The sequence below is a fragment of the Stutzerimonas stutzeri genome, from assembly GCF_002909485.1.
In the GTDB taxonomy this organism is placed as follows: Bacteria; Pseudomonadota; Gammaproteobacteria; order Pseudomonadales; family Pseudomonadaceae; genus Stutzerimonas; species Stutzerimonas stutzeri_AH.
In genome coordinates this window covers 16,508-29,776 of sequence record NZ_PPXG01000002.1, presented here as the reverse complement: position 1 = coordinate 29,776, position 13,269 = coordinate 16,508, and the positions used below count along the sequence as shown (strand labels likewise).

Annotated in this window: 24 protein-coding genes; all 24 read right to left on the bottom strand. The window is 56.3% G+C overall.

Features of this window, described 5'->3' with window-relative positions; all coding sequences use genetic code 11:
- Positions 1 to 2: 2 nt before the first annotated feature.
- The 24 genes from rpmD to rpsL all read right to left on the bottom strand — a co-directional run bounded on the left by rpmD (position 3) and on the right by rpsL (position 13,223).
- Positions 3 to 182 carry a 50S ribosomal protein L30 gene (rpmD, locus tag CXK91_RS03680; RefSeq protein WP_003281818.1) on the bottom strand — a complete coding sequence of 60 codons (180 nt, stop codon included), beginning with the start codon at positions 180 to 182 and terminating at the stop codon, positions 3 to 5.
- 2 nt (positions 183 to 184) lie between these two features.
- Positions 185 to 685: a 30S ribosomal protein S5 gene (gene rpsE, locus CXK91_RS03675; protein ID WP_003281819.1), complete on the bottom strand. Its 501-nt coding sequence runs from the start codon at positions 683 to 685 to the stop codon at positions 185 to 187.
- Positions 686 to 688: 3 nt separating this feature from the next.
- A complete protein-coding gene (gene rplR / locus CXK91_RS03670) occupies positions 689 to 1,039 on the bottom strand; it encodes a 50S ribosomal protein L18 (RefSeq protein ID WP_003281822.1) in 351 nt (116 codons plus the stop codon).
- A 10-nt stretch (positions 1,040 to 1,049) separates the two neighbouring features.
- Entirely contained in the window at positions 1,050 to 1,583 is a 534-nt protein-coding gene (gene rplF / locus CXK91_RS03665; protein WP_058063741.1) for a 50S ribosomal protein L6, read from the bottom strand.
- A gap of 12 nt (positions 1,584 to 1,595) precedes the next feature.
- Positions 1,596 to 1,988 carry a 30S ribosomal protein S8 gene (gene rpsH, locus CXK91_RS03660; RefSeq protein WP_003281824.1) on the bottom strand — a complete coding sequence of 131 codons (393 nt, stop codon included), beginning with the start codon at positions 1,986 to 1,988 and terminating at the stop codon, positions 1,596 to 1,598.
- Between the two features lie 182 nt (positions 1,989 to 2,170).
- Entirely contained in the window at positions 2,171 to 2,476 is a 306-nt protein-coding gene (gene rpsN, locus CXK91_RS03655; RefSeq protein WP_103455027.1) for a 30S ribosomal protein S14, read from the bottom strand.
- Positions 2,477 to 2,489: 13 nt separating this feature from the next.
- Positions 2,490 to 3,029: a 50S ribosomal protein L5 gene (gene rplE / locus CXK91_RS03650; protein WP_003281827.1), complete on the bottom strand. Its 540-nt coding sequence runs from the start codon at positions 3,027 to 3,029 to the stop codon at positions 2,490 to 2,492.
- 19 nt (positions 3,030 to 3,048) lie between these two features.
- A complete protein-coding gene (gene rplX / locus CXK91_RS03645; RefSeq protein WP_003281829.1) occupies positions 3,049 to 3,363 on the bottom strand; it encodes a 50S ribosomal protein L24 in 315 nt (104 codons plus the stop codon).
- Between the two features lie 11 nt (positions 3,364 to 3,374).
- Entirely contained in the window at positions 3,375 to 3,743 is a 369-nt protein-coding gene (rplN, locus tag CXK91_RS03640; protein WP_003281831.1) for a 50S ribosomal protein L14, read from the bottom strand.
- A gap of 23 nt (positions 3,744 to 3,766) precedes the next feature.
- The gene (gene rpsQ / locus CXK91_RS03635; RefSeq protein ID WP_003281832.1) at positions 3,767 to 4,033 is read right to left on the bottom strand and encodes a 30S ribosomal protein S17; all 267 of its coding nucleotides are present in this window, start codon (positions 4,031 to 4,033) and stop codon (positions 3,767 to 3,769) included.
- Between the two features lie 2 nt (positions 4,034 to 4,035).
- Positions 4,036 to 4,227, bottom strand: a complete 192-nt coding sequence (gene rpmC, locus CXK91_RS03630; RefSeq protein ID WP_003281834.1) for a 50S ribosomal protein L29 — start codon at positions 4,225 to 4,227, stop codon at positions 4,036 to 4,038.
- Positions 4,227 to 4,640: a 50S ribosomal protein L16 gene (gene rplP, locus CXK91_RS03625; RefSeq protein ID WP_003281836.1), complete on the bottom strand. Its 414-nt coding sequence runs from the start codon at positions 4,638 to 4,640 to the stop codon at positions 4,227 to 4,229. Before rplP ends, rpmC begins: the two co-directional genes overlap by 1 nt.
- Positions 4,641 to 4,652: 12 nt before the next feature.
- Positions 4,653 to 5,339 (bottom strand): 30S ribosomal protein S3, encoded by a 687-nt coding sequence (rpsC, locus tag CXK91_RS03620; protein ID WP_103455026.1) that lies wholly within the window; start codon positions 5,337 to 5,339, stop codon positions 4,653 to 4,655.
- Between the two features lie 13 nt (positions 5,340 to 5,352).
- The gene (gene rplV / locus CXK91_RS03615; RefSeq protein WP_003103908.1) at positions 5,353 to 5,685 is read right to left on the bottom strand and encodes a 50S ribosomal protein L22; all 333 of its coding nucleotides are present in this window, start codon (positions 5,683 to 5,685) and stop codon (positions 5,353 to 5,355) included.
- A gap of 13 nt (positions 5,686 to 5,698) precedes the next feature.
- A complete protein-coding gene (rpsS, locus tag CXK91_RS03610) occupies positions 5,699 to 5,974 on the bottom strand; it encodes a 30S ribosomal protein S19 (RefSeq protein ID WP_003281840.1) in 276 nt (91 codons plus the stop codon).
- A 16-nt stretch (positions 5,975 to 5,990) separates the two neighbouring features.
- The gene (gene rplB, locus CXK91_RS03605) at positions 5,991 to 6,812 is read right to left on the bottom strand and encodes a 50S ribosomal protein L2 (protein WP_103455025.1); all 822 of its coding nucleotides are present in this window, start codon (positions 6,810 to 6,812) and stop codon (positions 5,991 to 5,993) included.
- Between the two features lie 14 nt (positions 6,813 to 6,826).
- Positions 6,827 to 7,126 carry a 50S ribosomal protein L23 gene (gene rplW, locus CXK91_RS03600; RefSeq protein ID WP_003281842.1) on the bottom strand — a complete coding sequence of 100 codons (300 nt, stop codon included), beginning with the start codon at positions 7,124 to 7,126 and terminating at the stop codon, positions 6,827 to 6,829.
- Positions 7,123 to 7,725 (bottom strand): 50S ribosomal protein L4, encoded by a 603-nt coding sequence (rplD, locus tag CXK91_RS03595; protein WP_003281844.1) that lies wholly within the window; start codon positions 7,723 to 7,725, stop codon positions 7,123 to 7,125. Before rplD ends, rplW begins: the two co-directional genes overlap by 4 nt.
- 12 nt (positions 7,726 to 7,737) lie before the next feature.
- A complete protein-coding gene (gene rplC / locus CXK91_RS03590; RefSeq protein WP_003304073.1) occupies positions 7,738 to 8,373 on the bottom strand; it encodes a 50S ribosomal protein L3 in 636 nt (211 codons plus the stop codon).
- 82 nt (positions 8,374 to 8,455) lie between these two features.
- The gene (gene rpsJ / locus CXK91_RS03585) at positions 8,456 to 8,767 is read right to left on the bottom strand and encodes a 30S ribosomal protein S10 (protein ID WP_003186070.1); all 312 of its coding nucleotides are present in this window, start codon (positions 8,765 to 8,767) and stop codon (positions 8,456 to 8,458) included.
- 149 nt (positions 8,768 to 8,916) lie between these two features.
- Positions 8,917 to 10,110 carry an elongation factor Tu gene (gene tuf, locus CXK91_RS03580; protein ID WP_015278291.1) on the bottom strand — a complete coding sequence of 398 codons (1,194 nt, stop codon included), beginning with the start codon at positions 10,108 to 10,110 and terminating at the stop codon, positions 8,917 to 8,919.
- Positions 10,111 to 10,140: 30 nt separating this feature from the next.
- Positions 10,141 to 12,252 carry an elongation factor G gene (fusA, locus tag CXK91_RS03575; protein WP_103455024.1) on the bottom strand — a complete coding sequence of 704 codons (2,112 nt, stop codon included), beginning with the start codon at positions 12,250 to 12,252 and terminating at the stop codon, positions 10,141 to 10,143.
- 30 nt (positions 12,253 to 12,282) lie between these two features.
- Positions 12,283 to 12,753: a 30S ribosomal protein S7 gene (gene rpsG / locus CXK91_RS03570; protein WP_003280834.1), complete on the bottom strand. Its 471-nt coding sequence runs from the start codon at positions 12,751 to 12,753 to the stop codon at positions 12,283 to 12,285.
- 98 nt (positions 12,754 to 12,851) lie between these two features.
- On the bottom strand, positions 12,852 to 13,223 hold the full coding sequence (gene rpsL / locus CXK91_RS03565) for a 30S ribosomal protein S12 (protein ID WP_003280832.1): 372 nt from the start codon (positions 13,221 to 13,223) through the stop codon (positions 12,852 to 12,854).
- Between the last annotated feature and the right edge of the window lie 46 nt (positions 13,224 to 13,269).

Sequence of the window (13,269 nt, the reverse complement as noted above, 5' to 3'; positions counted from 1 at the left end):
GCTTAGCCCTCCACACGGAGCATGTAGTAAGCCTTGTTGATCATGCCGCGATTCTCAGGAGTGTCCTGAACTTCGACAGTGTGACCAATGCGGCGCAGGCCAAGACCCTTGACGCATAGCTTGTGATTAGGAATACGACCGCTGACGCTCTTGATCAGCGTAACCTTTACGGTGTTAGCCATGATCAGGAAATCTCCTCAACGCTCTTGCCACGCTTGGCAGCGATGGACTCAGGCGACTGCATAGCCTTCAAACCCTTGAACGTAGCGTGAACCACGTTGACCGGGTTGGTAGAGCCATAGCACTTAGCCAAGACGTTCTGCACGCCAGCCACTTCCAGAATGGCGCGCATGGCACCACCGGCGATGACACCAGTACCTTCGGAAGCAGGCTGCATGTAGATCTTCGAAGCGCCATGAGCTGCCTTGGTAGCGTACTGCAGCGTAGTGCCGTTCAGATCAACCTGGATCATGTTGCGGCGAGCCGCTTCCATAGCCTTCTGAATCGCTGCCGGCACTTCGCGGGACTTGCCGCGACCGAAACCAACACGACCCTTGCCATCACCCACTACAGTCAGCGCGGTGAAGGTGAAGATACGACCACCTTTTACAGTCTTTGCGACGCGGTTAACTTGAACCAGCTTCTCAATGTAGCCTTCGTCGCGCTTTTGCTCGTTATTTGCCATAACTTAGAACTCCAGCCCGCCTTCACGAGCAGCATCAGCCAGTGCCTTCACACGACCGTGGTACTTGAAGCCAGAACGGTCGAACGCCACCTGAGTGACACCTGCGGCTTTCGCACGCTCAGCGACCAGCTGACCGACTTTCTTGGCAGCGTCGACGTTGCCAGTAGCAGCGTCACGCAGTTCTTTGTCCAGAGTCGAGGCGCTGGCCAGGACCTTGCCGCCGTCGGCCGAAAGGACCTGGGCGTAGATGTGCTGGGAAGAGCGGTACACACAAAGGCGTACGGTTTCCAGCTCGCGCATCTTCAGGCGTGCCTTGCGAGCGCGACGCAGACGAGTTTCTTTCTTTACGCTCATTTGCTATGCCCTACTTCTTCTTAGCTTCTTTGCGACGGACTACTTCATCCGAGTACCGCACACCTTTGCCCTTGTAAGGCTCAGGACGACGGAAGTCACGAATTTCAGCAGCCACCTGACCGACCAGTTGCTTGTCGACACCCTTAATCAGGATATCGGTCTGGCTGGGGGTCTCAGCGGTAACGCCTTGCGGCAGTTCATAATCCACCGGATGCGAGAAACCGAGAGCCAGGGACAGCACTTGACCTTTAGCTTGTGCCTTGTAACCAACACCAACCAGCTGGAGCTTACGCTCGAAACCTTGACTAACGCCGATCACCATATTGTTGACCAGTGCACGGGTAGTACCGGCCATGGCGCGAGTCTGCTGATCGCCATTGCGAGCAGCAAAACGCAACTCACCAGCCTCGTGGACTACTTCCACGGACGAGTGCACATTCAGTTCCAGAGTGCCCTTGGCACCCTTTACCGAAAGCTGCTGGCCGGACATGTTGAATTCAACACCAGCGGGCAGCTTGACGGGGTTCTTAGCAACGCGAGACATGCTTATCCCCCCTTAGAACACTGTGCAGAGCACTTCGCCGCCAACGCCAGCAGCGCGAGCAGCCCGATCAGTCATCACACCCTTGTTGGTGGAAACGATCGAAACACCCAGGCCACCGCGAACTTTCGGCAACTGATCAACGGATTTGTACTGGCGAAGGCCAGGACGGCTTACGCGCTTGAGTTCCTCGATGACCGGACGGCCCTCGAAGTACTTCAGCTCGATAGACAGCTGCGGCTTGGCGTCGCTGCTGACGTTGTATCCTGCGATATAGCCTTCACCTTGAAGAACGTTGGCTACAGCCACCTTCAACGTGGAAGACGGCATGCTTACGACGGACTTTTCGGCCATCTGGGCATTACGGATACGAGTTAGCATGTCCGCTAACGGGTCCTGCATACTCATGGGCGCTTAGCTCCTAATACAAAAAAATAAGCCCGCGAGGGCTCGTGTCGCCTCTTTAAACGAACGAACACGCTATAGGCGTGGCTCGGGCGAGCCGGACATTCTAGAGACACTCCCGAAACGAATCAAGCCCCATAAGGGGCTTGATCGAAAACAAACAGGACCAGAAGGTCCTGTCTACTTTACCAGCTGGCTTTGACCAGACCCGGTACGTCACCGCGCATTGCAGCCTGACGCAACATGTTGCGCGAGAGGCCGAACTTGCGGTACACACCGTGCGGACGCCCAGTCAGACGGCAGCGGTTACGCAGGCGCGCAGCGCTTGCGTCACGAGGCTGCTTCTGCAGAGCGACCTGAGCTTCCCAGCGCGCCTCCGGAGTGGACTCCGGGCTAGCGATGATAGCCTTCAGTGCCGCTCGCCTCTGGGCGAACTTGGCAACCGTCTGCTGACGCTTCAGCTCACGGTTCTTCATGCTTTGCTTAGCCATGTGCCTACTCCAATCAGTTACGGAACGGGAAGTTGAAGGCACGCAGCAGAGCGCGACCCTCTTCATCCGTCCGAGCAGTGGTAGTCAGGGTGATGTCCAGACCACGCAGGGCATCGATCTTGTCGTAGTCGATCTCCGGGAAGATGATCTGCTCTTTCACACCCATGCTGTAGTTGCCACGCCCATCAAAGGACTTGGCATTCAGGCCGCGGAAGTCACGCACGCGCGGCAGGGAGATGGAAAGCAGGCGATCCAGGAACTCATACATACGATCGCTGCGCAGGGTCACCTTGACACCGATCGGCCAACCTTCGCGAACCTTGAAGCCCGCGATGGACTTGCGAGCGTGGGTCACGACGACCTTCTGGCCGGTGATCTTCTCAAGATCGGCAACTGCGTTGTCGATGATCTTCTTATCACCGATCGCTTCGCCGATACCCATGTTAAGGGTGATCTTGGTAATGCGCGGAACTTCCATCACGTTGCCGAGCTGAAGCTCTTCCTTCAGCTTGGGCGCGATTTCCTTCCGATAAACTTCTTTTAGTCGTGCCATGGTTATCTACCTAGCAGTCTCAAGCGTCAACCGGCTTCTGGGTCGACTTGAAGACACGAATTTTCTTGCCTTCTTCAACTTTGAAGCCAACGCGATCTGCCTTGTTGGTCTCACCGTTGAAAATGGCGACGTTAGAGACGTGCAAAGGCGCCTCCTTCTCGACGATACCGCCCTGAACGCCCGACATCGGGTTCGGCTTGGTATGGCGCTTGACCAGGTTGATACCGCCGACGACCAGGCGGTCGTCAACGAGAACCTTGAGCACCTTACCGCGCTTGCCCTTGTCTTTGCCGGCGATGACGATGATCTCGTCGTTGCGACGAATCTTTTGCATGCGGCTACTCCTTACAGCACTTCAGGGGCGAGCGAGACGATTTTCATGAACTTCTCGGTACGAAGTTCACGCGTCACCGGCCCAAAAATACGGGTGCCGATAGGCTCTTGCTTGTTGTTCAACAGAACAGCAGCGTTGCCATCGAAGCGAATAATGGAACCATCGGGGCGGCGCACGCCGTGACGGGTGCGGACCACTACAGCGGTCATCACCTGGCCTTTTTTGACCTTGCCACGAGGAATCGCTTCCTTGACGGTTACCTTGATAATGTCGCCGATGCCGGCGTAACGACGGTGAGAACCGCCGAGCACCTTGATACACATGACGCGACGAGCGCCACTGTTATCAGCCACATCGAGCATGGATTGAGTCTGAATCATATAATTTCTCCGACCCCTAGCCCTTAGACTTCGACGGCACGTTCAACGACGTCAACCAGCATCCAGGTCTTGGTCTTAGCCAGCGGACGAGTCTCGCGGATGGTGACCTTGTCGCCGATACGGCACTGGTTGGTTTCGTCGTGGGCGTGCAGTTTGGTCGAACGCTTCACGTATTTACCGTAGATCGGGTGCTTTACGCGACGCTCGATCAGAACGGTGATGGTTTTGTCCATCTTGTCGCTGACGACGCGGCCAGTCAGCGTGCGGACGGTTTTCTGAGCTTCAGCCATGATCACTTACCTGCCTGCTGGTTGAGCACAGTCTTGACACGAGCGATGTCGCGCTTGACTTGCGAGAGCAGGTGAGACTGCCCCAACTGACCAGTTGCTTTCTGCATACGCAGATTGAACTGGTCCCGCAGCAGTTCGAGCAGTTGCTCGTTCAGCTGCTCAACGGATTTTTCACGAAGTTCATTCGCTTTCATCACATCACCGTCCGCTTAACAAAGGAGGTGGCGAGCGGCAGCTTTGCAGCGGCCAGGGCGAAAGCCTCACGCGCCAGCTCTTCGGAAACACCCTCGATCTCGTAGAGCACCTTGCCCGGCTGAATCTGGGCTACCCAGTACTCGACGCTACCCTTACCTTTACCCATACGAACTTCCAGGGGCTTCTTGGTAACGGGCTTGTCGGGGAATACGCGGATCCAGATCTTACCGCCACGCTTGACGTGACGAGTGAGCGCACGACGTGCAGCCTCAATCTGGCGCGCAGTCAGACGACCACGGGAAACGGACTTCAGCGCGAACTCGCCGAAGCTGACCTTACTACCGCGCTGAGCCAGACCGCGGTTGTGGCCGGTCATCTGCTTGCGGAATTTTGTACGCTTGGGTTGCAACATCTGGCGTACCCCTTACTTAGCAGCTTTTTTACGAGGAGCGGGCGCTTGAGGCTTGAGCTCTTCATGGCGACCACCAATCACTTCGCCTTTGAAGATCCATACCTTGACGCCGATCACACCGTAGGTGGTGTGCGCTTCGTAAGTGTTGTAATCGATATCGGCACGCAGGGTGTGCAGAGGCACACGACCTTCGCGATACCACTCGGTACGGGCGATTTCAGCCCCACCCAGACGACCACTGACCTGGATTTTGATGCCTTTGGCACCAATACGCATGGCGTTCTGCACGGCGCGCTTCATGGCGCGACGGAACATAACGCGACGTTCCAGCTGCTGAGCTACGCTCTGTGCAACCAGCATGGCGTCGAGCTCCGGCTTGCGGATCTCTTCGATATTGATGTGCACAGGCACACCCATTTGCTTGGTCAGGTCCTGACGCAGCTTCTCAACATCCTCACCTTTCTTCCCGATAACGATGCCAGGACGAGCGGTGTGGATGGTGATGCGTGCGGTTTGAGCCGGGCGATGGATATCGATACGGCTTACGGACGCGCTTTTTAATTTGTCCTGGAGGTACTGACGCACGTTCAGATCTGCAAGCAGATAGTCTGCATACGTGCGGCCGTCTGCGTACCAGACGGAGGTGTGCTCCTTGACGATTCCCAGGCGAATGCCAGTGGGATGTACTTTCTGACCCATCTGATCGACTCCGTTACTTGTCCGCAACCTTGACAGTGATATGGCAAGACCGCTTGACGATGCGATCAGCGCGGCCTTTGGCACGCGGCATGATGCGCTTAAGCGAACGCCCTTCGTTGACGAAGACTGTGGAGACCTTGAGATCATCCACATCGGCGCCTTCGTTGTGCTCGGCGTTGGCAACGGCCGACTCCAGCACTTTCTTCATGATCTCGGCGGCTTTCTTGCTACTGAAAGCCAGGAGGTTGAGCGCTTCGCCCACCTTCTTCCCGCGGATCTGGTCGGCGACCAGGCGGGCTTTCTGGGCGGAGATGCGAGCGCCCGACAACTTAGCGGCTACTTCCATCTTTCCTTACCCCTTAGCGCTTGCCTTTCTTGTCCGCTACGTGCCCGCGATAAGTGCGGGTACCAGCGAACTCGCCGAGTTTATGGCCGACCATGTCTTCGTTCACGAGAACGGGAACATGCTGGCGACCGTTATGTACAGCGATGGTCAGACCGACCATTTGTGGCAGGATCATCGAACGACGCGACCAGGTTTTAACTGGCTTGCGATCATTCTTTTCCACCGCCACTTCGACCTTCTTCAATAGGTGAAGATCGATAAAAGGACCTTTTTTCAGAGAACGCGGCACTGTCGTATCCCTCTAGTTACTTGCGACGACGGACGATCATGTTATCGGTGCGCTTGTTAGTGCGGGTCTTCGCGCCCTTAGTCGGGAAGCCCCATGGCGACACCGGATGACGACCACCGGAGGTACGACCTTCACCACCACCGTGTGGGTGGTCGACCGGGTTCATCGCGACACCACGAACGGTAGGACGAATACCCTTCCAGCGCTTGGCACCGGCCTTACCCAGCGAACGCAGGCTATGCTCGGAATTCGAGACTTCGCCCAAGGTCGCACGGCACTCAGCCAACACTTTGCGCATCTCGCCGGAACGCAGACGCAACGTTACGTAGGAACCCTCACGAGCAACCAGCTGAGCCGAAGCACCAGCGGAGCGAGCGATCTGAGCACCCTTGCCCGGCTTGAGCTCTACACCGTGAACGGTAGAACCCAGCGGAATGTTACGCAGCGGCAGGCTGTTGCCAGCCTTGATCGGTGCATTGATGCCCGACAGCAGCTGATCGCCAGCACTTACACCTTTCGGCGCGATGATGTAGCGACGCTCACCGTCGGCATACTTCAACAACGCAATGTGCGCAGTACGGTTCGGATCGTATTCGATACGCTCGACGATGGCAGGAATGCCATCCTTGTTACGGCGAAAATCGACCAAACGATAGTGCTGCTTATGACCACCGCCGATGTGGCGAGTAGTGATACGACCGTTGTTGTTACGACCACCAGTCTTCGACTTCTTCTCGAGCAGCGGTGCGTAAGGAGCGCCTTTGTGCAGCTCCTGATTGACCACCTTGACCACAAAACGGCGGCCCGCGGAAGTCGGTTTGCATTTAACAATTGCCATGATGCACCCCTTCCTTACTCAGCACTGCCGGAGAAATCGAGATCCTGGCCTGGCTGAAGCGCGATGTACGCCTTCTTCCAGTCGTTGCGCTTGCCCAGGCCGCGAGCGGTACGCTTGGTCTTGCCCTGAACATTCAGGGTATTGACGGCAGCGACCTTCACGTCGAACAGGCTTTCAACAGCCTTCTTGATTTCCAGCTTGGTTGCGTCGGTCGCAACCTTGAAAACGAATTGCTTCTTGCTGTCAGCCAGCACGGTAGCCTTCTCGGAGACGTGCGGACCAAGCAGGACTTTGAATACGCGTTCCTGGTTCATCCCAGCAGCTCCTCGAATTTCTTCACAGCCGACACGGTGATCAGCACCTTGTCATAGGCGATCAGGCTGACCGGATCGGAACCCTGCACGTCACGTACATCGACATGCGGCAGATTGCGCGCAGCCAGGTACAGGTTCTGATCGACAGCATCGGAAACGATCAGCACGTCACTAAGACCCATACCATTGAGCTTGCTAGCAAGCACCTTGGTCTTCGGGGCATCGACGGCGAAATCCTCAACGACAACCAGACGCTCGGAGCGAACCAGCTCAGCAAGAATCGAGCGCATTGCAGCGCGGTACATCTTCTTGTTCAGCTTCTGCTCATGGTTCTGCGGACGAGCAGCAAAGGTAACGCCACCGCCACGCCAGATCGGACCACGAGTGGTACCGGCGCGAGCGCGACCGGTGCCCTTCTGACGCCACGGACGCTTGCCACCACCGGACACATCGGAACGGGTCTTCTGCTGCTTGCTACCCTGCCGACCGCCAGCCATGTAGGCGACGACTGCCTGGTGCACCAGCGTCTCGTTGTAATCGCCACCAAAGGTGCGATCGGAGACTTCGATGGCCTGTGCGCCATTTACATTCAATTGCATGTGAACTCCCCCTTAACCGCGAGCCTTGGCGGCCGGACGCACGAGCACGTCACCACCAGTGGCGCCGGGCACTGCGCCCTTCACCAACAGCAGATTCCGCTCAGCATCGACACGCACGATTTCCAGAGACTGCACGGTTACGCGCTCGGCGCCCATGTGCCCGGACATCTTCTTGCCCTTGAATACACGACCTGGAGTCTGGCACTGACCGATAGAGCCCGGGACGCGGTGGGATACGGAGTTACCGTGGGTATTGTCCTGACCACGGAAATTCCAGCGCTTGATGGTACCGGCAAAGCCTTTACCCTTGGACTGACCGGTGACATCCACCATCTGCCCTGCCTGGAAAATCTCAGCATTGATCTGGTCACCAACCTGGAACTCCTCGCCATCAAGGCGGAATTCCCAGACACCACGACCAGCAGCTACATTCGCCTTGGCGAAGTGACCGGCCTGAGCCTTGGTAACACGGGACGCGCGACGCTCACCGACAGTAACCTGCACTGCACGATAGCCATCGCTCTCTTCATTCTTGAATTGGGTGACGCGATTCGGCTCGATCTCAATGACCGTAACCGGAATAGAGACACCATCCTCGGTGAAAACGCGGGTCATGCCGCATTTACGACCGACTACACCAATAGTCATGTTGTAACCTCTTGAGTGTACGGGGCTTTCACCCGCTATGGCCGCCCATTTCAGAGCGTTACACGACTAAAACTCTCAGGTTTTAGCCGAGGCTGATCTGCACTTCCACACCAGCCGCAAGATCGAGCTTCATTAGCGCATCGACGGTTTTGTCGGTCGGCTGAACGATGTCCAGCACACGCTTATGGGTTCGAATTTCATACTGATCGCGCGCATCTTTATTGACGTGCGGAGAAACCAGCACAGTGAACCGCTCTTTGCGGGTTGGCAGCGGAATCGGACCACGCACCTGAGCACCAGTACGTTTCGCGGTTTCCACGATTTCCTGGGTTGATTGATCGATCAGGCGATGGTCAAAAGCCTTCAACCGAATACGGATTTGTTGGTTTTGCATTTTGACCTCAGACTCCAAGTAGCCACCCTACCAGGCGCAATACCCCCGGTAAAAGGAGGCGCAATTGTACGGATGCGCTTAGAGGGTGTCAATAAATGATCAACAATAGAAAAGGGCCCCGAAGGGGCCCTTTTCATCATCGACAAATATTACTCGACGATCTTGGCAACCACGCCAGCACCAACGGTACGGCCACCTTCGCGAATTGCGAAGCGCAGACCATCTTCCATGGCGATCGGCTTGATCAGGGTAACAACCATTTTCACGTTGTCGCCCGGCATGACCATCTCAACGCCTTCCGGCAGTTCGCACGAACCGGTAACGTCGGTGGTACGGAAGTAGAACTGAGGACGGTAGCCCTTGAAGAAAGGAGTGTGACGACCACCTTCCTCTTTGGACAGAACGTACACTTCAGCTTCGAACTTGGTGTGCGGCTTGATGGTGCCCGGCTTGGCCAGTACCTGGCCACGCTCTACGTCGTCACGCTTGGTGCCGCGCAGCAGTACGCCACAGTTCTCACCAGCACGACCTTCGTCGAGCAGCTTGCGGAACATCTCGACACCGGTACAGGTGGTCTTGGTGGTGTCACGCAGACCAACGATCTCGATTTCTTCCTGGATCTTGACGATACCGCGCTCTACACGACCGGTCACAACAGTACCGCGACCAGAGATGGAGAACACGTCCTCGATCGGCATCAGGAACGGCTTGTCGATGGCGCGAACCGGCTCAGGGATATAAGTATCCAGAGTCTCGACGAGCTTCTTGACGGCAGTGGTGCCCATCTCGTTGTCGTCCTGACCGTTCAGAGCCATCAGCGCGGAGCCGATGATGATCGGGGTGTCGTCGCCCGGGAAGTCGTAAGTGCTGAGCAAGTCGCGCACTTCCATCTCCACCAGCTCCAGCAGCTCGGCGTCATCAACCATGTCAGCCTTGTTCAGGAACACGACGATGTAGGGAACACCAACCTGACGGGACAGTAGGATGTGCTCGCGAGTCTGCGGCATGGGGCCGTCAGCAGCGGAGCAAACCAGGATCGCTCCGTCCATCTGGGCAGCACCGGTGATCATGTTCTTCACATAGTCAGCGTGACCCGGGCAATCAACGTGCGCGTAGTGACGAATATTGGAGTCGTACTCTACGTGCGCGGTGTTGATGGTAATACCGCGAGCCTTCTCTTCCGGTGCGCTATCGATCTTGTCGAAGTCGACACGAGCGGAACCGAAAACCTCGGAGCACACGCGAGTCAGAGCGGCAGTCAGAGTAGTCTTGCCATGGTCGACGTGACCAATGGTGCCGACGTTGACGTGCGGTTTGTTACGTTCGAACTTTTCCTTAGCCACGACAGTAAACCTCTTACTTAAAGGGCTGAATCAACCTTGTTTTTTAACCAGAGCTTCGACGATATTCGACGGAGCCTCGGAGTATTTGGAGAATTCCATGGAGTAGCTTGCGCGACCCTGGGACATGGACCGAACGTCGGTCGCATACCCGAACATCTCACCCAGCGGAACCTCGGCACGGATCACCTTACCGGTAACCGTGTCTTCCATACCCTGGATCAGACCACGACGACGATTCAGGTCACCCATCACGTCACCCATGTAGTCCTCAGGGGTTACCACCTCTACTTTCATGATCGGCTCAAGCACAACGCCACCGCCCTTCTGGGCCAGCTGCTTGGTCGCCATGGAAGCCGCTACCTTGAAAGCCATCTCGTTGGAGTCGACATCATGGTAGGAACCGTCAAATACGGTTGCTTTCAAGCCGATGAGGGGATAGCCGGCGACAACGCCGTTCTTCATCTGCTCTTCGATACCCTTCTGGATAGCCGGAATGTATTCCTTCGGAACCACACCACCCACTACCTCATTGACGAATACCAGACCTTCCTGACCCTCATCCGCCGGAGCGAAGCGAATCCAGCAATGTCCAAACTGACCGCGACCACCGGACTGACGAACGAACTTACCTTCGATTTCGCAGCTCTTGGTGATCTTCTCGCGGTATGAAACCTGCGGCTTGCCGATATTGGCCTCGACGTTGAACTCGCGACGCATACGGTCGACAAGGATGTCCAGGTGCAGCTCGCCCATGCCGGAGATGATGGTCTGACCAGTCTCTTCGTCGGTCTTGACGCGGAACGACGGGTCTTCTTGGGCCAACTTGCCCAGCGCAATACCCATCTTTTCCTGGTCAGCCTTGGTCTTCGGCTCAACTGCTACCGAAATAACTGGCTCCGGGAAGTCCATACGCTCAAGGATGATGGGCTTGTCAGCATCACACAGGGTTTCTCCCGTAGTGACGTCCTTCATACCGATCAAAGCTGCGATGTCGCCCGCCCGCACTTCCTTGATTTCTTCACGCTGGTTGGCGTGCATCTGCACCATACGACCAACGCGCTCTTTCTTACCTTTGACCGAGTTGATGACCGAGTCGCCAGAATTCAGCACACCCGAATAAACACGAACAAAGGTCAGAGTACCAACGAACGGGTCGGTGGCAATCTTGAACGCCAGCGCCGAGAACGGTTCGCTGTCGTCAGCGTGACGCTCGTCCTTGATCTCGTTCTCTTCGGTGCTATCAGGGTGAACACCCTGAATGGCAGGAATCTCAGTAGGAGCAGGCAGGAACTCGATCACCGCATCCAGAACCAGAGGCACGCCCTTGTTCTTGAAAGAGGATCCGCAGACCGCAGGAACGATTTCACCAGCCAGGGTGCGCGCGCGCAGGCCTGCCTTGATTTCCTCGACAGTCAGCTCGCCACCCTCGAGGTACTTGTTCATCAGCTCTTCGTTGGCTTCAGCAGCTGACTCGACCATGTTCGAGCGCCACTCATCCGCCAGATCCTGAAGCTCGGCCGGGATCTCCTCCTCACGGTAGGATGTACCCTTGTCATCGTCGTTCCAGTAGATGGCCTTCATCTTGATCAGATCGATCTGACCTTCGAAGTTCTCTTCTGCGCCAATGGCGAGCTGAATCGGCACCGGAGTATGACCCAGGCGATTCTTGATCTGGCCAACGACGCGCAGGAAGTCAGCCCCAGCACGGTCCATCTTGTTGACGTAGACAATACGCGGAACACCGTACTTGTTTGCCTGACGCCATACGGTTTCCGACTGCGGCTCAACGCCCGAAGTACCACAGAAAACCACAACCGCACCATCGAGTACGCGAAGCGAGCGCTCCACTTCAATGGTGAAATCGACGTGACCGGGCGTATCGATGACGTTGACACGATAGTTGTCATACTGACCGCGCGAACCCTTCCAGAAGGTCGTCACAGCAGCAGAGGTAATGGTGATACCACGCTCCTGCTCCTGAACCATCCAGTCAGTAGTCGCTGCACCGTCGTGCACTTCACCCATCTTATGGCTGAGGCCGGTGTAGAACAGAATCCGCTCCGTGGTGGTTGTCTTGCCCGCGTCGACGTGGGCACAGATACCAATGTTACGGTAGCGGTTGATAGGGGTAGTACGGGCCACAATGAGGTCCTCGTAAAAGTTGCGCTTGAATTAGAAGCGGTAGTGCGAGAAGGCCTTGTTGGCTTCAGCCATACGGTGCACATCTTCGCGCTTCTTGACTGCAGCGCCTTTACCTTCAAAAGCATCCATCAGCTCGCCAGCTAGGCGCAGCGCCATGGATTTCTCGCCACGCTTGCGCGCAGCGTCAACCAACCAACGCATGGCCAGAGCATTACGACGGGAAGGACGAACTTCGACCGGAACCTGGTAGGTAGCACCGCCTACACGGCGGGATTTAACTTCGACCAGCGGAGCGATGGCATCGAGTGCTTTTTCGAAGATTTCCAGGGGATCGCTGTTCTTGCGCTCCTTCACCTTGTCCAACGCACCATAAACGATACGCTCGGCAACGGCTTTCTTGCCGCTCTCCATCACGTGGTTCATGAACTTGGCCAGGATCAGACTTCCGTATTTCGGATCGTCTAGGATCTCGCGCTTGGCTGCTACACGACGTCTTGGCATTGATAAGCCCTCAAACGGTCTTCAGGTTAGCTCGGAACAGTAACGCGCAGGTTACGCCCGACCTTACTCTTATCGACTCAAATAAATAAAAATGCTGCTTACTTCGGACGCTTGGCGCCGTACTTGGAACGACCCTGCTTACGATCCTTAACGCCGGAGGTATCCAGCGAACCGCGCACGGTGTGGTAACGCACACCCGGAAGGTCTTTTACACGACCGCCACGGATCAGCACTACGCTGTGCTCTTGCAGGTTATGGCCTTCACCGCCGATATAGGAGGCGACTTCATAGCCATTGGTCAGACGAACACGACACACTTTACGCAGTGCTGAGTTCGGTTTCTTCGGCGTGGTGGTGTACACACGGGTGCACACGCCACGACGTTGCGGGCAGTTTTGCAGCGCAGGGACGTCGCTTTTTTCGACGACCCGCTTACGCGGCTGACGTACCAGCTGGTTGATAGTTGCCATCTACTAGCTCCACTGTTGTCTTTCGACACAAACGAAAAATGGCAGG